The organism is Chondromyces crocatus, assembly GCF_001189295.1.
Classification (GTDB): domain Bacteria; phylum Myxococcota_A; class Polyangia; order Polyangiales; family Polyangiaceae; genus Chondromyces; species Chondromyces crocatus.
This window is the reverse complement of record NZ_CP012159.1, coordinates 3776927-3796480: the sequence shown is the minus strand read 5'-3', so window position 1 is coordinate 3796480 and position 19554 is coordinate 3776927. Positions and strand designations below refer to the sequence as shown.

The window sequence follows — 19554 nt, the reverse complement described above, 5'->3', positions numbered from 1 at the left end:
GGCTGCCGCTATCACGGAAAGGTCACCTGCCATCCCGGTCGCCATGACCCTCCTGCCGGTGTGCGTACAGGAAGGAGATGTCGACAGATTGACACGCCGGAGCCGCCTCGGTCAGACTGCGACGGAGGCGGTTGTCAGCCCCGCCACGTCTCCTTCTTGAACCGCGCGGGGAGCGCGCAGATCATGTCCGACGACCGCCAGCGAGAGGGAACTGGCAGCTCGACCTCGCCGAAGGGTGCTGCTCTGTCGGATCCGCTCATCGGTCGCGTGATCAACGATCGCTTCAAGATCGTCAGTGTCATCGCGCGTGGTGGCATGGGCAAGGTCTACCGCGCCGAGCAAGCGCCGCTCGGACGCATCTGCGCCCTCAAGGTCCTCAGCCCCAAGTACGACGGCGATCGCGATCCCGAGTTCCACCGCCGCTTCGTCCTCGAAGCCGCGACGGCCTCCAAGCTCACCCACCCGAACACGGTCACCGTCTTCGACTACGGGCAGAGCGACGACATCTACTACATCGCGATGGAGTACATCGAGGGCAGGACCATGCACCGCGCCCTCCGCGAGGAAGGTCCCTTCGACGAGCAGCGCACCTCGTACATCGCGCGACAGATCTGCCGCTCTCTCCGCGAAGCGCACGGCCTCGGTGTCGTGCACCGCGACCTCAAGCCGGGCAACGTCTTGCTCGTCACCCACGAAGACGAGCAGGACCATGTGAAGGTCCTCGACTTCGGCCTGGTGAAGGACGTCGAGAGCGGCCAGGACCTCACCCAGCAAGGGCTGTTCATGGGCTCGCCGAAGTACATGGCGCCCGAGCAGATCACCGGCGGCGAGATCTCTGCGCGCACGGACGTCTACGCGCTCGGCGTGATGATGTACGAGATGCTGACCGGCCAGGTCCCGTTCGATCGTGGCGCCAGCGTCAGCACGCTCATGGCCCACGTGCACGACGCCGTGCCGCCGATGCACGAAGTCTACCCGGGGCTCGCCATCTCTCCTGCCATGGAGGGGCTCATCTACCGGTGCCTCGACAAGAACCCGAGGGCCCGCTTCGCCTCGATGAACGACGTCCTCATCGCGTTGAAGCGCACGGGTGGCGCGACGTTGACGGACACGAACGACGTCTTGCCGGCGGTCGCGGGCAACTACAGCCGCAGCTCGCGCCCCTCGCTCGCGACGAGCGGCGAGCACTCGACCGCCTCCGTCAACTACGGCGCGAACTACACGGGGAACTACTCCGGCACCTACTCCGGCGCGCACTCGGGTCCGCACTCCGCCCCGCCCACGAACCCGATCGCCTACCCGGGCCTGCTCTCACCCGACGCCAGCTCGCAACCTCCCCCGGGCGCGCCCGTCTTCGTCCCGCCCCCCATCACCGACTCCCTGGGCCCCAGACCGCGACCTCCGAGTGGCGCTCCCGCCGCGGCACCGAGCGGCATGCGCCGGCTCCTCCCCTGGGCGGTGGGTGGCGTCCTCGCGTCCGTCATCGGCGTGGGCGTGGTCCTCTCCAGCGGCTCCAAGCCCACCACGGGCGCAGACCAGGCGAGCACCGGCGCCCCCTCCGTGGCGACGACCGCAGCGCCCGCGCCCACCCCCTCGGTTGCTCCTCAGGCACCCACGAGCCTCGCCGTCTCGCACGACAAGCCTGCGTCCCTCACCATCGACGTCGAGAGCAATCCCCCTGGCGCCGTCGTCCTCGAAGGCGCCAAGGAACTCTGCGCAGCGACGCCGTGTCGCATCACCTGGCACGGCGACGACGCCTCACCGGCCGTCAAGCACGAGCTCACCTTCGAGAAGCGGGGCTTCAAGCCCACCAAGGTCAGCGTCATCGGCGCCGAGGACAGGGTAAAGGTCAAGCTCGAAGCGGCACCCGCCGGACGCCTCCCCCCGCCCAAGCCCGAGGGGTACAAGGACAACCCGTTCGGCAACTGAACCCACGCGCCCAGCAGGGCCCTGGTCGCGCTCCCGCTGGTGGACCGCGCGCCGCGTCGTCGCTCCCGCAACCCGCCGCGACCACACTCACCGCCCTGCCGCGAAGCTTGCCCCGGGCAGGCCACCTGAGCGACAACGGGATCGATGGCGTATCCCGTCTCCCGAACGCCGAGCGCAGCCTCCACGCCGCCAAGGCGCCGCCGCTCGCAGCGGATCCGGCTCACCGCGTTCGCCGCCTTGCTCGCAGCGACCCTGCTCCCCGCGAGCGCCCTCGCCGATGCTCGCACCGAAGCCCGCCGTCATTTCAAGACGGGCATGGAGCTCATCACGAAGCGGCGCTTCGATGAAGGCATCAAGGAGCTCGAGAAGGCGAACGAGATCCTCCCGCACCCCAGCGTCGTCTACAACATCGCCCGCGCGCACGCCGAGGCAGGCAACCTCGAACAGGCCGTCGCGAGCTACCGTCAATACCTCGCGAGCGAACCCGAAGATCGCGACAAGGTCTCCCAGGTCCTCCGCCAGCTCGAAGAGAAGCTCGCCGCCCAGCGCGCCGCCACCGAGCCGCCCAGACCCCCGTCGACGACCCAGCCTCCACCGCTGACCCCACCGCAGCCTGGCGAGCAACCGCCCACGGGCCCCACGGCCCCGACCGGCCAGCCCCCCAGGCCCGGCGAGCAACCCGATCGACCCACCGAGCCTCAGCGCCCCTCGGGTGAACAGCACACGCCGGGCACCCCCGTCACCCCCGACACCCGACAGCTCGTCGGCGAGGCGCGCACCGACGACATCTACCAGGAGACCGTCGTCACGGCCTCGCGCAACGCGCAGAGCCCCCTCGACGCCCCCAGCTCCACCACGATCATCACCCGGCAGGACATCCGCCTCTCCGGCATCACCCGCATCCCGGAGCTGCTCCGCCGCGTCGCCGGCATGGACGTCATGCAAATCACGGGTGGTGACACCAGCGTCTCGATGCGCGGCTTCAACAGCCGCCTCTCGAACAAGCTGCTCGTCCTGATCAACGGACGCACCGCGAAGAACGACATCCTCGGCTCCACCTTCTGGGAGATGTTGACCATCGACGTCGACCAGATCGAACGCATCGAGGTCGTACGCGGCCCTGGCTCCGCGCTCTACGGCGCCGACGCCTTCGTGGGCATCGTCAACATCATCACCATCGCGCCAGGCGAAGGCCGCGACGGCGCCCGCGTCGGCGTCGGTGATCAGGTCCAGGGTTACGGCTCCGTGTGGACCACCGGCCGCGAGGGCGACTTCGGCTACCGCCTCTCCGCAGGCTTCACCCGCTATCCCCGCTGGACGCGCGAGGTCGCCCCCGACCGCATCGATCTCGACCTCACCAGCCAGAGCCAGAACCTCGGCGCGCAGAACGTACGACTCGATCTCAGGACCACGCAGCGCCTCGGCAAGGGCCGCATGCTCCATCTCGGTGGTGGCTACTCCCGCAACGAGATGAACATCTACGGCATCGGCCCGTTCAACGACTACATCTTCCAGGGCACGAACATGGACGCCACGGCCATGTTCACCAGCGACTTCCTGAACGTCCGCACCTACTACACGAACATGGACGTGGATGCGCAGTCGAACGCGGCATACGCCGGGCGCACCCTCTACCCCACCAACGCCCTCCAGCACCTCTACCACGCCGAGGCGGAGTTCGTTCGCACCCTGCGCTTCCCCGAGGCCGTCGAGCACGACCTCCACCTCGGCGGAAGCTACCGCCTCAAGCACATCCGCTGGAGCTACCTGATCGACGACCCGCCGACCGAGCATCACGGCGCCATCTTCCTCCAGGACGCGATGAAGATCGGCCCGCACTTCACCTTCGTCGCCTCGGGCCGCCTCGACTACGTTCCCTTCCTCGAGCGCGTCATCCCCTCACCGCGCGGCGCCTTCATCATCAAGCCGACGAGCCAGCAGGCCATCCGCCTCTCCGGCTCCACCGCCTTCCGCTCGCCCACCTTCCTCGAAGCCTACCTCGCGCTCCCCATCCAGCTCGCGCAGACCGGCGCCGAGCTGTTCTCGGAGACCAACGCCCGCGACCGACCTGGCTTCAAGCTCAACCCCGAGCAGATCGTCGCCGCCGAGGCCAGCTACCTCAACCAGCAGAGCGACTTCGTGAACTTCGAGGTCACCGCCTACTACAACCGCGTCACCGACCTCATCGCCCTCGCCGACCGACGCATCCTCACCCTCTCCAACCGCGCTGACGGCTTCGGCGGCATCGATCCTGCGACGGGCCGCTACACCGTCGGCTTCGGCGGCTGGGACAACCAGTGCGACACCTACAACGTCGTCGGCGGCGAGGTCGGTGGACGCCTCTTCCCGATCGAGGGCATCGACGTCATCGCCAACTACGCCCTCAACCTCTCCAACCAGAGCGTCGGCGACGGCTGCCTCGTCCCTGCCGACCGGCGCACCAGCCGCCACAAGATCAACGTCGGCGTCCAGGCCCGCACCAAGATCGGCATCGATGGCGAGCTCATGTTCCACTACCAGTCCAGCCAGCAGTGGGTGGAGCAGGTCGCCACCGCCACCGGCATCTTCCCGCAGGTCTTCGACCTCCCGGGATACACCCTGGTGAACGCCCGCCTCGGCTACCGCTTCCTCGGCGACCACGCCGAACTCTCGGCCACCGTCTTCAACGCCCTCGCAGGGATCACCGGCCCCGAGTCGCCGCAGATGCACCCCTTCGGCAACCGCGTCGGCCGACGCTTCATGGGCTTCTTCACGTACAACCTCTAGGCGCCGCGATGAACAGCACCCTCCCCTCGAAGCCCCTGCTCCTCCTCGCGGCCTCCCTCGCCCTCGCGTCCACCACCGCGTGCGGCGACATCGACACCTTCATCCCGCGCCCCGAGTTCGGCGGCCCCGCGGGCGTCATCGAAGGCACCATCACCTACACCGGACCGCCACCGTGCATCCGCAACGGGCGCGTCGTCGGTGCCGCGATCCTCCTCGCCTTCGACACCCGCCTCCTGCCGCCCCCTGACGGCCTCGGCACCACCGCCGCGAGCTTCGACGCCGTCCCCGGTGACGAGCTCTTCGCCAGCGTGCGCGCCCAGTTCGGCTACACCGAGGGCTGCCCCGGCGCGAACCCACCGAACATCACCGTCAGCGCCACCTGGAGCATCGCCCCCTTGCCGGCGGGCACCTACCAGATCCGCGGCTTCTACGATCTCGACGGCGACTTCGACCCCACCTTCTCCATCTCGAACCTCCCCACGCGAGGTGACATCGCCGGCGGCGCCATCACCAATGCCGCCGCGGTCCTCGCTGGCGCGCGCCCGCAGTACCGCCCCATCCCCCTCGGCCAGAGCGGCCGCATCCCCGAGCAAGGCGCCCGCGTCAGCGACGTCGCCGTCACCTTCGCGCTCCCCATCCCCACCGAGCGCCCCGTCTTCCACGTCCCCGACGCGCTCTCCTCCACCCCTGGCACCACGGCCACCGTCACCATGGCCTCGGATCACCAGCTCGCGCACTTCTCCCTCGGCTCGCCCTCCGACACCGAGGCCTCGTTCGTCCGGCTCCGCCTCGCGGCCGGCGTCCCTGCCGACGAGCGAGACGACGCTGCGAAGTCCCCCTTCTTCTTCCCCGTCGGCGGCGGCACCACGCCCACCATCCGTTACGGATTCCAGGACATGAACGGCGACGGCGCCCCCGACGTCGTCCCCGACGCCCCGTTCCTGCCAGCGCTCTCCCCCATCTCCGCCTTCAACAAGCTCGCGGCGCCTGGCGAAGCCATCGCGCGGCAGACCTCGCCGACCGTCATCATCCAGGGCCTCACCCTCTACAAGAGCCTCCTCGAGACGGCCGCACTGAACCAGCTCCCGCTCACGGAGCCCGAACAACCCGAAGCCCTCATCGCCGTCCGCCCTGCCGCCCTCTGCCTGTTCCCGGCCGATCCCTCTCGCGGCGGCGTCCTCGTCGTCCCCCACTTCGACGACAGCCAGGGCAACCCCATCATCCCGGACCGCGACGCCCTCGGCGCTGCCCTCTCACGGCAGTTCGGTCGCGAGATCCGCGTCGAGCAAGGGTGCCTCCCCGAAGGCGGCTACTCCATGAACCTCGTCTATGGCACCGGCCAGGCGTGGACTCTCCCCAACGAGGCAGGCGTGTGCGCCGATCTCGAACCTGCGAGCGGCGATCGATGCGGCAGCCGACGCCGCCTCAACTCCCAGAGCACGTACTTGCACATCGCTCCCCCCACCGACCCAGCCCACTGCGCCGCCTACCCGACCCCGGCACTCTGCCTCCCGTGACCGAGCACGCCGCAGCGCTGCGCTGACCACGCGCGTCACCGCATGCTTCGCGTTCCACGCGCCGCAGCTCGCCTCGCATCTCACGCGCCGCAGCCCACCGCCTTCACGCCTGCCCTTGCTCCCGGCCTCCACGCCCCTGCGTCACGGCCGCCTCGATCGCCGCCAGCAACCTCTCATCCTCCTCGGGCAGCACCGTCCGCGCATCGACGAGCAACCGCTCCGCCTGCACCCGCCCCAGCACCGCTGGCGCTCCCGTGCGCAGCCGCTCCGCCAGTCCCTCCGCCTCCTCGCCCTCCACCGCGATCCCCACCGACGCGAGCGGCGTCTCCGCCAGCGCTCCGCCCCCCACCGCCCCCTCCAGCGACACCACCTCCACCGCGATCCCACGCGCTGACAACCACGCACGCCACCCCTCGGCGCGCGCGCGCAGCGCCTCGCACGACGTCCGCAGCATCCGCAGCACCGGCACCTCGTCCAGCGCCCCCTCCTGGTAGCAAGCCAGCGTCTCCTCCAGCGCCACCAGCGGCAACCGCCCCATCCTCAGCGCCCGCGCCAGCGGATCACGCCGCGCACGCTCCACCGCCTCTGTGCGCCCCAGAAGCGCACCACCTTGCGGCCCCCCCAGCACCTTGTCCGTGCTGAAGCAGACCACGTCCACCCCACCGGCCACGCACGCTTGCACCGTCGGCTCTCCTGGAAGCCCCCACGCCTCCAGATCCATTAGCGCCCCACCCCCCAGATCTTCCACCAGCCACACCCCTCGCTCGCGCGCCAGCGCCGCCAGCGCCCGCCGCTCGGGACGCTCCACGAACCCCACCTGTCGAAAGTTTCCCTGGTGCACCCGCAGGATCGCCGCCACGCCCCCGCCATCCAGCGCCTGCGCATAGTCGGCGACCCGCGTCCGGTTCGTCGTCCCCACCTCCAGCAGCTCCGCCCCCGAGCGTGCCAGCACCTCGGGCACCCGGAACCCGCCCCCGATCTCGACCAGCTCCCCCCGGGACACCACCACCTTCTTCCCCGCCGCCAGCGCACCGAGCGCCAGCATCACCGCAGCCGCGCAGTTGTTCACCAGCAGCGCCGCTTCGGCACCGACCAGCGACGCCAGCGCCCCCTCCGCGAACGCCCCTCGCGGACCGCGCCGACCCGTCGACAGATCCAGCTCCAGCGACGCGTACCCCTGCGCCGACGCCTCCACGGCGGCCACCGCACGCGCACCCAGCGGTGCCCTCCCCAGGTTCGTGTGCAGCACGACCCCCGTCGCGTTGATCACCGACCGACTTCGCGACGACAGCGACGCCCTCGCCAGCGCCGCCACCTGCGCGACCGCCTCCTCCTCGCTCGGCGCTGCGCCTCCAGCGCGCACCACGCCTCGCGCCTCCTCGATCACCCGACGCGCCAACCGCGTCAGCGCCTCCGCGCCGAGACGACGCCGCAGCGACGCGAGTGACGGATGCTGAGAAACGCGGTCCACCCGCGGCAAGCGCGACAGATCCCCGAGCGCCATCGAGGCCCGGTTTACCCATGCCACGCCCCCGGTGGTAGGTTGATCCCCATGCACCGCGCTCGCCACCTCCCCCTGACGAGCCTGCTGGCCCTGGTCATGGGAGCGGGCGCCCTCGTCCCCGGAGGCGCGTCCGCGGCCTGGCCTCCTCCACCGACGGCCACCGCCGCCGACATGGCCACCCCGCAGCACTGGCCCAACGATCCCGCTTATGCCTACAGCAGCGAAAGCGACGGCCAGTGGAACTACTACTCCTTCGTCCCCGACCCGAGTGGCTTCATCACCCCACGCCCGGAGGAGACCGCCTCCGGCATGTCGATCGACCTCGCCTGGCGCCTCACCACCGGCGACCCCCGCGTTCGCATCGCCATCACCGACTCCGGCATCCACTGGGACGAGCCCGACCTCGTCGAGCAGGTCTGGCTGAACCACCGCGAACTCACCAGCCACAAACCCCGCACCGCCAACGACGACCCCTGCGGTGGCGAGGGAGAACTCGCCGGCTTCGACTGCAATGGCGACGGCAAGCTCACCGTCGCCGATTACCGCGACACCCCCTCCTTGCAACCGCCACCCAGCTCCACCTCGGTGCGAGGCGACCTCAATGGCAACGGCCACCTCGACGCCGGCGACCTCATTCTGAATTTCTCCGACGGCATCGACGACGACCAGAATGGCTACATCGACGACATCGCCGGCTGGGACTTCTTCAAGGACGACAACGACCCCCACGACGACACCCGCTACGGCCACGGCACCGGCCAGGCGCGCGACTCGGTAGCCCAGGCCAACAACGGCATCGGTGGCGCCGGCGCTTGCCCGGATTGCCGTTTCATCCCCTTGCGTGTGGGCGACAGCTTCATTGCCGACGCCTCCGACTTCGCCCAGGCCCTCGCCTATGCGGCCGACAACGGCGCGAGCGTCGTCCAGTGCGCGCTCGGCACCATCGACAACACCCGCTTCACCCAGGCCGCGCTCGATTACGCCTACAAGAACGGCGTCCTCGTCATCACCTCGATGGCGGACGAGAGCTCACGCCACCACAACCACCCCGCGACCAGCAACCATACCCTCCCCGTCCACGCCATCCGGTACGACGGCGCGAGCGCCACCGCCTCCTCCACGTACCTCGACTTCCACCCCTGCTCCAACTACGGCGGCCAGAACTTCCTCTCGGCCTCGGGCAAGGGCTGCTCCAGCGAGGCCACCGGCCAGCTCTCGGGCATCGCTGGCCTCCTTTACGCCGCGTCCCTCAAGTACAGCGTCCCCCTCTCTCCCGGCGAGGCGCAGAGCCTCCTCTTCATGACCGCCGACGACATCGACAAACCGGAGTCGCGCGAGCAGGGCTCCCCGTACGCGTGGTCCCAGCGCGGCTTCGACCAGCGGTTCGGCTATGGCCGCGTCAATGCCAACCGCGCCGTCGAAGCCATTCGCGATCGACGCATCCCACCGGCCGTCGACATCACCTCCCCCCTCTGGTTCCAGGTCCTCTACGAGGACAGGGTGAGCGGCCCCATCCCGATCCAGGGCACCGTCTCCGCCCGACGCGCCACCGCGTACGATTACGTCGTGGAATGGGCCCCTGGCGTCCAGCCCTTCGACGACGCCTTCACCGTCCTCGCCCAGGCCAACAACATCCCCTCGACCATCGTCTCGGGCGAGCAAGGCCCCCTCGCCAACCTCGAACTCCGCTCGGTCCAGTTCAGCCCCGAGCAAGCCCGCGATCCCGACAGCCCCCGCGGCGAGAACGATCGCGCCATCACCGTGCGCGTCCGCTCCGTCGCCCACTACGGCGGCGACATCGGCGACGTCCCTGGCGAGCTGCGCCGCACCTATTACATCCACCGCGACCCCACCCTCCTCCGCGGCTTTCCAATCCACCTCGGCGGCAGCGACACCGGCAGCGACAGCGGCGAAGGCAGCCCCAAGATGGCCGACGTCGACGGCGACGGCATCCGCGACCTCGTCTTCCCCACCGCCGGCGGCGAAGTCCACGTCCTCCGCATCACCCCCACCGGCCCCATCCCTCTCGCCGGCTTCCCCTTCCGCACCGCGATCATCGACGGCCTCGCCGACCCCGCATCGCAACCAGCCAGGCCCTCGTACCTCACCGCGCCCGCGTACAAGTCCGGCGACCTCCGCCCCGACCTCGCCCGCGAGGCCATCGTCAGCAGCCCTGCCGTCGACGACCTCGACGGCGACGGCCACGTCGAGATCGTCGTCAGCACCTGGCCTGGCACCCTCTACGTCATCGGACACGACGGCCAGCCGAAACCCGGTTGGCCTCGCCGCCTCCCCGACATCCCCTCCTGCCCCCTCGATCCCGCGGCGCCCGTCGTCACCCCCTGCATGTCCCCCGAGGCACGCATCACGCGCGGCACCTTCGCCTCCCCCGTCCTCGTCGACCTCGACGGCGACGGCGCGCTCGACATCGTGCAGGCCGCCTTCGACGGCCAGATCCACGCCTTCGACGCCGCCGGCAACGACCTCCCTGGCTTCCCCGTCGCCCTCCACTACACCGGCCCCCTCGCCGACGAACCGGCGCGCAGCCGCATCCTCACCACCCCTGCGGTCGGCGACTTCAACGACGATGGCATCCCCGACCTCCTCGTCGGCTCCAGCGAACAGCTCGGCGACGACGGCAACGCCGGCGCCGTCTACCTCGTCGACGGCCGCGGCAACGAAGCCCCTGACGGCCCCATCCTCCCCGGCTGGCCCGTCACCATGACCTCCTTCGAGCTCTTCCCCCTCATCGGCGAAGGCATCCCCAACGCCGGCGCCATCGCCCGCTTCGACGACACCCTCGCCACCATCACCCATGGCCAGGGCGCATCCCCCCTCGTCCTCCCCGCCCGCCCTGGCGATCAGCGCACGCTCACCGACCTCCCCGCGAACGCCCTCCCCGTCCAGCCCGACGGCACCCGCGGCCTCGCCCTCGGCAGCGACTTCGGCCCCGCGTCCACCGCGCACCGCCCCAACAGCTTCCTCCCCCTCTTCGCCCAGCCCTCCGTTGGCGACCTCGATCAGGACGGCGTGCCCGACATCGTCACCTCCGGCGGCTCCCTCGCCCTCGCGGGCCTCCTCCAGGGCGGCGCCAGGATCCCGGGCGACCACCACCTCCTCGCCATGTGGAGTGGCAAGACCGGCGCCATGCTCCCCGGCTCCCCCGTCGTCCTCGAGGACTACACCTTCTTCAACAACCAGGCGATCGCCGACCTGAACGACGACGGCTACCCCGAAGTCCTCACCGGCACCGGCGGCTACTTCCTCCGCGCCGTCGACGCGTGCGGCCGCGAAGCCACCGGCTTCCCCAAGTTCACCGGCCAGTGGATCATCTCCACCCCGGCCCTCGGCGACCTCGACGGCGACGGCTTCCTCGACGTCGCCGTCGGCACCCGCGACGGCTGGCTCTACGCCTGGCACACCGACGCCCCCACCGACACCCGCATCGAGTGGGAGAGCTTCCACCACGACAACCGCAACACCGGCAACCTCGAGACCCCCCTCACCCAGGGCTCCTCGCGCATGGCCGCCACCCCCCTCACCCCGGAGATGTGCGCCCCTCCGCCGACCGCCGCTCCCCCCTCCTTGCGCCCCATCGGCGGCTGCACCTGCACCGCCCCGGGCCATGACCCTGCGGCCGACTCAGCGCGTCACGGGTCCGCGCTCCTCCTCCCCCTCGCCGCCCTGACCGCCCTCGCCGCCCGGAGACGGCAGCGGAGGTCTTCCTTCCGTTCGTAGAGCGGCGACCTTTCGTGGAGCGGCCCCGCGCCACAAAACGACGACGCCCGCCTCTCGAGGGGCGGGCGTTCGGGCCTGCGCTCACGTCTGGCGAACGTGGCGCGGGCGACTCGGCTTCAGCGCGCGGCGACCTGGCACGGCCCGGGTGCCGCGTCCTCCATCGCCACCTGCCCGGTCCCCTGCGCGAGGTCCAGGCTGCCCTGCCACACCAGCACCGGGCTCCCGTTCTCGTCCGTCACGTCACGCAGCAGCTTCACGAACACGCTGCCGGGCGCCACCTGCGTCACCGAGGTCCCCAGGTCGAAGGTGCAGGACGACGCACAGCGCCCCCCCTCGTCGGGGCGGTCACGCTCCGTGATCTCGATCACGTTGTCGACCCGCTCCACCTGCATCGACCGCTGCCCGCAGCAGTTGAGCTGCACGCTGCCGTCGCTCAGCGCGAGCACCTGACGCTCTGCATCGTAGGCCCAGCTCACCATCTCCTGACCGCACGCCTCGGCGACGGCAGCAGCGGGGACCTCTTGCACGGCCTTCGAGCCATCCTGACCCGCAGCCACGGAGCCCCACCCCCCCATGAGCAGTGCTCCCGTCGCAACGCTCATCCAGGCCCATGCAAGTTTCATTGGTCTTCTCCGGGTATCCACTGAGGGTGGCACTGCCAACGCCAAGCCATCTACTTCGCGACTCCCGGGCCTGCCAGTCCTGCCGAGGGGCCGCCGTGCGCTTCATGTGCGCACCCACCTACATCGTCACGCCCTTCTACTAACATTGCGTTCCGGCGGGTGTCCAGATCCTATGTGTGACATCTGGCACCGGTTGCCTTCATCTGGTGATGAAGGTGGGTGATGGTCGGTCCCGAGCGGAAACCTGTGGGTCTCCAGACCGACCCCTGGCACCGCGGCCCACCGCACCCCGTGAACGCGGCGGGACCCTACGTCGAGGCTTCCCAGGGAACCAATTTCCTGCATCCCTCCTCCCTGCGGACCGTTCGTCGCCTGTTTCTGGAACCTTCTCCCGACCTCGCTGTCAGCCTGGAGCGCGCGAGAAGAACGCGAGGAAACGAGCGGAGATGCACCGCTCGTCACCGCAGCGCCTGGCTCCACGCGCCTCGCCATGCCGTGCCGCACCCCGTGCGGAGAGCCGCACCCGTTGCGGAGAGGGAAAGCCATGTCCAGCACCACCCACTCGAGCGCCCGATCTGACGTCACCCGATCTGCTGCTGCTGGGAGAGCCATCGAGATCGTCATCGCCTGGGGCGAGACGGTCCTCCACGTCGCCCACCACGCGACCCCTCGCCCCTTCGATCTCGGCGAAGCGCGCCCCGACGGCCGCCCTTGCGACTGCTTCCTCCCCGAGCAGGTGCTCGGCACCCTGCGCCTCGCCCTCGTCTTCCACGACGACCGCGGACGCGCGCACCTCGCGCTCCCTGCCAGCGCCGAGGGCACCTTGCTCGTCGCCGGCACGTCCCTCACCACCACCGAAGCCCGTGCACGCTACGCCGACCACCCCGTCGATGGCCTCGACGGCGCCGTGGCCATCCCCCTCGACGAACTCGACGCGCTCGACGTCGACCTCGGTGGCGTCCACCTGAAGCTCACCGCCTCGCAGCCCCTCGAAGCCCACGATTTCAAGCCCCGCGCCAGCCGCCGCACGCTGGGCCTCGTCGCCCTCTCGGCCCTCGCGCACGCCGCTGCGATCGGTGCCTTCGCACTCGCGCCGCCTGCACCTCCCTCGGACGACGAGGGCCCCACCGCCGATCAGATCTTCCTGATGCAGCAGTACCTCGCCGCCGCCTCCGAGCGGGAGATGGAGGAGACGGAGACCGAGGAGGTCGCGCTCCCCGGCGCCGACAACAAGGAAGGTGGCATGGGCACCCGCGCTCGCGGCGAAGAGGGCTCTGCCGGCTCCCCGTCCACGCGCACGAGCGGCAACCGCTACGGCGTCCGCGGTCCGGCCGACGCCCAGGATCCCCACATCGCGCGGCAGCATGCCCTGCGCGACGCAGCGGAGTTCGGCATGATCGGCCTCCTCAACCACGGCAGCGGCGGCGACCCCAACGCCCCCTCCGCCCCCTGGGGCCGTGACGTCAGCCAAGGCGCAAACGCCACGGGACAGGGCCTCCTGGGTGGAGACATCGGCGATGCTGCGGGCACCGGCCCCGGCATCGGAGGCGCGGGCGAGGGCATCGGCCTCGGCAGCATCGGCACCATCGGCCATGGCGCTGGCGCTGGCGCCGGACAGGGCTTCGGCGGCGGCATCGGCCCCCGCGGTCGCGCAAAGCAAGGACAAGGCTTCGGCGCGGGCCACGGCCGCCTCGGCGGCGGCAGCGCATCGCCCGCGCAGGCCTACCAGCTCGCCGGCGCCAGCGCGCCCCCCGTCCACCCCGAGCTCGCCGCCGAGGCCCCGATCGATCCCAACGGCCGCTTCGCCACCACCTACCGCCCGGGTGGCGGCCACCTCGCCGCCTTCGAGTCCGCCGTCGCCCGCGGCGTCGTGCGTGACGCCGACCGCGAGATCGTGAGCGACGTCGGCGCCCGCTACACCCCCACCTTCAACGTCACCCCGGGCCACGCCCTCGGCCTGCGCGCCGACCTCGAACGCACCGCGCTTCCCCCGGCCGGCGGCGCCTTCCACCTTCGCCTCGCCCTGCGCTCCGGCAGCGACGCCCCCGCCGCGCGTCCCCACCTCTCCGTGCACCTCGTCCTCGACACCAGCGGCTCCATGGAAGGCGAGTCCATCACCCGCGCGCGCCAGGCCGCCCAGGCCCTCGTCGATCGCCTCGACCCCACCGACGACTTCTCGCTGACCACCTTCGAGAGCGACGCCACCGTCCAGGTCCCCGCCGGCCTCGTCGGCCATCGCCGCAAGGCCATCCAGCAAGTCATCGCGGGCCTCCGCGCCCAGGGTGGCACCAACATCGGCGAAGGCCTCCGCCTCGCGTACAGCCAGGCCAACCTCCCCGGCACCGCCGACGACGCCGTGCGCGTCGTCCTCCTCGTCTCCGACGGCCAGGCCAGCGACGGCATCACCGCCCGCAGCCGCCTCGCCCGCTTCGCGCTCGACGCCTTCCAGAGCGGCATCCAGACCAGCACCTTCGGCATCGGCACCTCGTATGACGGCGAGCTGATGAGCGCGATCGCGAGCGACGGCGCAGGCGGCTACTACTACCTGCGCGACCCCGAGCAGATCGCCCCGGCCCTCACCACCGAGCTGGAGCGCCGCCTCGATCCCGTCGCCTCCGCCGTCGAGGTCCGCGTCCGCCTCAAGGAGGGCGTCGAACTGCTCCGCGTCTACGGCTCCCGCCGCCTCGGCGAAGACGAAGCCGTGCGCGTCCGCACCCAGGAGATCGCCGCCGACGTCCACGCCCAGCAGCGCGACGGCATCCGCGCCAACCGCCACGAGGATCGCGAAGGCGGCATGCGCTTCTTCATGCCCGCCTTCTCGCGCGACGACAGCCACGCCCTGCTCTTCAAGCTGCGCGCCGCTCCTGGCGTCAGCACGTCGAGCGTCGCCACCGTGGAGCTTCGCTACAAGGACCGCCTCGCGAAGAAGAACGTCACCGAGGAGTTCCCCATCCAGGTCCGCTTCGCCGACAGCGACGCCGCGAGCGCCGCGACGCAGAACCCCTCCGTCGCCCGCACCGTGCAGGGCTTCGCCGCGGGCGAGGCCTTGACCACCGCCGCCCTGTACATGACCCGCGGCGACCGCGCCGGCGCCGCCGCCTTGCTGGAGGAGCGCGAAGCCATCCTTCGCCAGGCCGCCGAGACCCTGAGCGAGCCCCTCTTCTACACCGACGCCGCGCGCCTCGCTCGCCTCCGCGCCCAGGCTGGCTCCACCGGCACCATGGGCGATCCGATGGTGCTGGCCATGCTCCTCGAAACCGCCGGCCGCACCCACCTCCGCTGAAGCCTCACCGCAGGGCGACGCCACACGCCGTCGCCCCCTCCCCTCTCCCTACGCCTTTCGCCTGGCCACGCCCCTCGCCTGGTTCCACCCCGTCGGTGTAGCCTCCCGCCGCAGGGAGCATGGGATGACGGTTACGCGCCTCGAACTGCTGGAATTCAGCGCCTTCCAAAGGGCCGAGATCGATTGTTCGCCCGGGATCAATGTCATCATCGGCACCAACGCGACGGGCAAGTCGCACGCGATGAAGGCGCTGTACGCCACGCTCAAGGTCTTCGAGACGAAAGAGGAGAACCTCTCCATCGCGTCGCGGCTGGCAGCGAAGCTGGCCAACGTCTTCATGCCCGAGGATCGCGCTGCCGGGCGAATCGTGCGACGCAAGTCAGGGCAACGTCAGGCAAACGTGCGCATCGAAGGCAGCGCTGGCCGCATTGCCTTCTCGCTCGACAGCGAGCCCACCGAACAGCCGGTGAAGGTGGAAGAGAACACCTGGAAGGGCGAATCCGCAGCCATCTACCTGCCCACGCGCGAGGTCCTCGCCATGTACGAAGGCTTCATCGCTGCGTACCAGGACCGCGAACTCTCGTTCGACGAGACCTACTTCGACGCCTGCATGGCACTCAACCGCAGCGCCCTTCGAGGTCCACGCTCCGAAGAAGCGCAGCGGCTCACGGAGCCCCTCGAAAGAGCGCTCGGTGGGAAGGTCAAGCTCCAGGGCAACCGCTTCTACGTCGTCGATCAGGATGGCGAGATGGAAGCCCACCTCGTCGCCGAGGGGCTTCGCAAGATCGCGAGCCTCGCCCACCTGGTGAACAACGGCTCGCTCACGAAGGACGGCCTCCTCTTCTGGGACGAACCCGAGGCCAACCTGAACCCGAAGCTGGTCAAGCTCGTCGTCGAACTCCTGATCGAGCTCGGCAAGCATGGCGTGCAGATCTTCCTGACCACCCACGACTACCTGCTGTCGCACCAGCTCTCGCTCCTCGCCGAGTACACACAGCACCCCGACGTGCCGATCAAATTCTTCAGCTTCCACCGTGAAGACGGTCACGGCCCGGTCTCCGTGTCCTCGGGCGCCACCCTGGCTGAACTCCGAGAGAACCCCATCCTCGAAGAATTCAACCGTCATTACGATTTCGAGCGGAAGCTCTTCGACGAGTCCACGGAGTCGTCGTCATGACCGTCCATCAGGAGCAGGACCTCCAGTTCTGCTTCGATGACGAGGCCTGGCGTATCCTCAAGTGGGACGCTCATCACGCCTACGTCGACGGATTCGGCAGGCTTCGAGAGACCAAGGCCATCGACTTCTTCGGCCCGTACCTCGACAGCCGCCCGTGGCTCATCGAGGTCAAAGACTTCCGCGCGTCCCGCATCGAGAACAAGACGCGGCTCTCCAGCGGCGACCTCGCCAGAGAGGTGGCCGCCAAGGTCCGAGACACGGTGGCGGGCATGGTCTGGGCTTGTGACCGTCCCCTCCTCGACGACGGCCAGCTCCGCACCTTCGTCGAGCCACTCGTCGCCCGAGCTGGCAAAGTCGCCGTCGTCCTCTGGCTGGAGGAAGATCGCCCAGCTTCGCCGGCCGCAGCGTCGGCCCTCGCGGAGGCCATCAAGCGTGAGCTCCGCTGGCTCAATCCCAAGGTGGTCGTGCTGAACCGAGAGCTCGCCAGGACGAACCCCATCCAGGGCCTCGTCGTCACCAGCGGCCCGAGGCGTCCTACAACGTAGAGATTGTCCCGGTGGCGTCGTGAAGGCCCGCTCTCGCGTGGTGCCTTCGGCGAACCGGCGCCCCCCCCCGGAGCGCCCTCCCCTCGCCTACGCCTGCTTCAGCAGGTAGTCCCCGTACTGCTCACGCAGCTTCGTCTTCAGGAATTTCCCCGTCGACGTCCGCGGGATCTGCTCGATGAACACGATGTCGTCCGGCATCCAGAACTTCGTGAACTGCCCTTCGAGCTGACCGTAGAGCGACTCCTTCGTCGCCTCTTGCCCGGGCTTCAGCACCACCGCGGCGAGCGGACGCTCCCCCCACTTCGTGTGCTTCGCCGCGAACACCGCGGCCTCCAGCACCGCCGGGTGCGCCATCAGCGCGTTCTCCAGCGCCACCGAGCTGATCCACTCCCCGCCCGACTTCACCACGTCCTTCGAGCGGTCCGTGATCCGCACGTAGCCCTCGGCGTCGATGGTCACCACGTCGCCCGTCTTGAACCACCCGTCCTCGGTCCACCGATCGGCGCCCTCGTCCCCCAGGTACGACGCGGCCACCCACGGCCCGCGCACCTCCAGCTCGCCCATCTTCTCCCCGTCCCAGGGCAGCAGCTCCCCGTCCTCGCCCCGGTGCCGCTGCTCCACGAACAGCAGCGGGTAGCCCTGCGTCGACCGCACCGCGAGGTCGGCTTCCTCGTCGAGCTTCATCGTCGCCTTCACGTGCGCCATCGTCCCCACCGGGCTCAGCTCCGTCATCCCCCAGGCGTGGACCACCCGCAGGTTGTGCCGACGCCAGAACCCATCGATCAGCGACGGTGGTGCGGCCGAGCCCCCGATCAGCATCGCCCGCATCGACGACAGGTCCCACTTCCCCGGGCTCTGATCGAGCATCGCCAGCATCCCCAGCCAGATCGTCGGCACCCCGCCGGCCACCGTCACCTTCTCGGCGGCCATCAGCTCCAGCAGCGACGCCGGATCCAGGTGCGGCCCGGGCATCACCTGCTTCGCCCCCGTCGCCACCGCCACGTACGGCAACCCCCACGCCGACGCGTGGAACATCGGCACCACCGGCAGCACCGTGTCCGAGTCGCGGACCCCCGTCACGCTCGCCATGGCACACGCCAGCGTGTGCAGCACGATCGACCGGTGCGTGTAGATGACCCCCTTCGGGTCCCCCGTCGTGCCCGACGTGTAACAGATCATCGCCGCGGCCTGCTCGTCGAGCTTCGGCCACGGGAACGCGTCCGCCTCCGCCGCGAGCAGCTTCTCGTAGTCGAGCCCATCGGCCTCCTCGACCTCCCCGTCGTCGCCGATCACGATCACCCGCTCCAGCGTCTTCACCGCGTCCTTGAAGGCCCGGAACAGCTTGAGCAGCGACCGGTCCACCACGATCACCCGGTCCCCCGCGTGGTTCGCGATGTACCCCAGCTCCCGGGGGTGCAGCCGCAGGTTCAGCGTGTGGACCACGGCGCCCATCGCCGGTACGGCCAGGTACAGCTCCAGGTGCCGCGCGTGGTTCCAGCACAGGGTCCCGATCCGGTCCCCGGGCGCCACGCCGAGCCGCGTCAACGCGTGGGCGAGCCGCGCCGAACGGCGGTAGATGTCGGCGTACGTCGTCCTCGACAGCGAGCGGTCCGGGTTCCGGGACACCACCTCCACGCCGCCGAAGAGGCTCTTCGCGCGGTCGAGGAAGTGCGTCACGGTCAGCGGGAAATCCATCATGCGTCCAGCCAGCATGGGCGATCCTTTCGGTGATCCCCACGCCTCTGGGTCGGGCGACACCTGCCCGACCTTCGCGCACGGCCATGACGCGCGGGGGACGGCGAGTGTACGCCGTGCCGATCGCCCGCGTGTACCCGTTGCGCGCCGTGAGCAAGTCGGCGATCGTGGGCGCATGCCGCCGATCGACCTCCAGGTCCGGGACCTCGACACGGGTGACCGCTCCATCGCCTCCTTCCCTTCCGAGGAGGAGGCCATCACCTGGCTCAACGATCGCCCGCGTTTCCAGGAAGTCATGGGCGTCGCCATGACCGGCCTCGCCCACGAGATCGACGCCCGCCTGCGCGCTGCCCTCCGCCCCCTCGACGACGAGGAGCGCGAGAAGGCCCAGGCCCTCGAAACCAAGGCCCTGGAAGACGCCCAGAAGCGCGCCGAGGAGGCCCAGAAGCGCGAGCAAGCGACCGCCGAGGCCCACCGCGCCGCCCTGGCCAGCGCCCCGCCCGATCGCCCCATGGAGATCCGCTACCGCTACGACCGCGACCTGGAGCTGGTGGACGTCAACGACACCCGCCCCATCACCCCCGAGGCCCGCGAGGCGGTGCTCGCCTGGGTCGCCGAGCGCGAAGAGTGGGTCCGCGGCCGCGGCCAGACCGTCGGCGAAGCGCGCGTCACCGTCTACCCGGCCGGCATCCCCGCGCAAGCCCGCGGCGAGCGCGTCCGCACCGGCAGCTTCGTGCCCATCACCGCGTCGGCCAAGCCGGCCTCGACCTGAGCGAC

Annotated in this window: 11 protein-coding genes; 8 read left to right on the top strand and 3 right to left on the bottom strand. The window is 70.1% G+C overall.

The genetic code is table 11. From position 1 onward, the window contains the following. Positions 1 to 183 precede the first annotated feature (183 nt). From CMC5_RS14200 to CMC5_RS14190, 3 genes are all read left to right on the top strand, one after another. Positions 184 to 1929: a serine/threonine protein kinase gene (locus tag CMC5_RS14200; RefSeq protein ID WP_050430929.1), complete on the top strand. Its 1746-nt coding sequence runs from the start codon at positions 184 to 186 to the stop codon at positions 1927 to 1929. Positions 1930 to 2073: 144 nt separating this feature from the next. Beyond that, complete coding sequence (locus CMC5_RS14195; protein WP_050430928.1) at positions 2074 to 4695, top strand: porin family protein; 2622 nt, start codon at positions 2074 to 2076, stop codon at positions 4693 to 4695. Between the two features lie 8 nt (positions 4696 to 4703). Continuing rightward, positions 4704 to 6212 (top strand): hypothetical protein, encoded by a 1509-nt coding sequence (locus CMC5_RS14190; RefSeq protein WP_050430927.1) that lies wholly within the window; start codon positions 4704 to 4706, stop codon positions 6210 to 6212. A gap of 103 nt (positions 6213 to 6315) precedes the next feature. On the opposite strand, the gene selA is transcribed toward CMC5_RS14190, so the two are convergent. Then, positions 6316 to 7740 carry an L-seryl-tRNA(Sec) selenium transferase gene (gene selA, locus CMC5_RS14185; RefSeq protein ID WP_218920264.1) on the bottom strand — a complete coding sequence of 475 codons (1425 nt, stop codon included), beginning with the start codon at positions 7738 to 7740 and terminating at the stop codon, positions 6316 to 6318. A 24-nt stretch (positions 7741 to 7764) separates the two neighbouring features. Between selA and CMC5_RS14180 the strand changes: the two genes are divergently transcribed. Then, a complete protein-coding gene (locus CMC5_RS14180) occupies positions 7765 to 11454 on the top strand; it encodes a S8 family serine peptidase (protein ID WP_050430925.1) in 3690 nt (1229 codons plus the stop codon). Positions 11455 to 11570: 116 nt separating this feature from the next. Here the strand turns inward: CMC5_RS14180 and CMC5_RS14175 are convergent, their stop codons facing one another. Further along, positions 11571 to 12056, bottom strand: a complete 486-nt coding sequence (locus tag CMC5_RS14175; RefSeq protein WP_156338576.1) for a hypothetical protein — start codon at positions 12054 to 12056, stop codon at positions 11571 to 11573. A gap of 565 nt (positions 12057 to 12621) precedes the next feature. On the opposite strand from CMC5_RS14175, the gene CMC5_RS14170 reads away from it, so the two are divergent. The 3 genes from CMC5_RS14170 (at position 12622) to CMC5_RS14160 (ending at position 17082) form a co-directional block, all read left to right on the top strand. Next, entirely contained in the window at positions 12622 to 15360 is a 2739-nt protein-coding gene (locus CMC5_RS14170) for a vWA domain-containing protein (protein ID WP_050430923.1), read from the top strand. A 124-nt stretch (positions 15361 to 15484) separates the two neighbouring features. Continuing rightward, on the top strand, positions 15485 to 16537 hold the full coding sequence (locus CMC5_RS14165) for an AAA family ATPase (protein WP_050430922.1): 1053 nt from the start codon (positions 15485 to 15487) through the stop codon (positions 16535 to 16537). Next, complete coding sequence (locus CMC5_RS14160; protein ID WP_050430921.1) at positions 16534 to 17082, top strand: hypothetical protein; 549 nt, start codon at positions 16534 to 16536, stop codon at positions 17080 to 17082. Before CMC5_RS14165 ends, CMC5_RS14160 begins: the two co-directional genes overlap by 4 nt. Before the next feature lie 87 nt (positions 17083 to 17169). Here the strand turns inward: CMC5_RS14160 and CMC5_RS14155 are convergent, their stop codons facing one another. Then, positions 17170 to 18795: a long-chain fatty acid--CoA ligase gene (locus CMC5_RS14155; protein ID WP_050430920.1), complete on the bottom strand. Its 1626-nt coding sequence runs from the start codon at positions 18793 to 18795 to the stop codon at positions 17170 to 17172. 157 nt (positions 18796 to 18952) lie between these two features. Between CMC5_RS14155 and CMC5_RS14150 the strand changes: the two genes are divergently transcribed. Then, a complete protein-coding gene (locus CMC5_RS14150; RefSeq protein WP_050430919.1) occupies positions 18953 to 19549 on the top strand; it encodes a hypothetical protein in 597 nt (198 codons plus the stop codon). Positions 19550 to 19554 lie beyond the last annotated feature (5 nt).

Bases quoted from the DNA above. Each gene is read 5' to 3' on its own strand.
- CMC5_RS14200 (WP_050430929.1), top strand. From the start codon at position 184: ATGTCCGACGACCGCCAGCGAGAGGGAACTGGCAGCTCGACCTCGCCG.
- CMC5_RS14195 (WP_050430928.1), top strand. From the start codon at position 2,074: ATGGCGTATCCCGTCTCCCGAACGCCGAGCGCAGCCTCCACGCCGCCA.
- CMC5_RS14190 (WP_050430927.1), top strand. From the start codon at position 4,704: ATGAACAGCACCCTCCCCTCGAAGCCCCTGCTCCTCCTCGCGGCCTCC.
- CMC5_RS14180 (WP_050430925.1), top strand. From the start codon at position 7,765: ATGCACCGCGCTCGCCACCTCCCCCTGACGAGCCTGCTGGCCCTGGTC.
- CMC5_RS14175 (WP_156338576.1), bottom strand. From the start codon at position 12,056: ATGAGCGTTGCGACGGGAGCACTGCTCATGGGGGGGTGGGGCTCCGTG.
- CMC5_RS14170 (WP_050430923.1), top strand. From the start codon at position 12,622: ATGTCCAGCACCACCCACTCGAGCGCCCGATCTGACGTCACCCGATCT.
- CMC5_RS14165 (WP_050430922.1), top strand. From the start codon at position 15,485: ATGACGGTTACGCGCCTCGAACTGCTGGAATTCAGCGCCTTCCAAAGG.
- CMC5_RS14160 (WP_050430921.1), top strand. From the start codon at position 16,534: ATGACCGTCCATCAGGAGCAGGACCTCCAGTTCTGCTTCGATGACGAG.
- CMC5_RS14155 (WP_050430920.1), bottom strand. From the start codon at position 18,795: ATGCTGGCTGGACGCATGATGGATTTCCCGCTGACCGTGACGCACTTC.
- CMC5_RS14150 (WP_050430919.1), top strand. From the start codon at position 18,953: ATGCCGCCGATCGACCTCCAGGTCCGGGACCTCGACACGGGTGACCGC.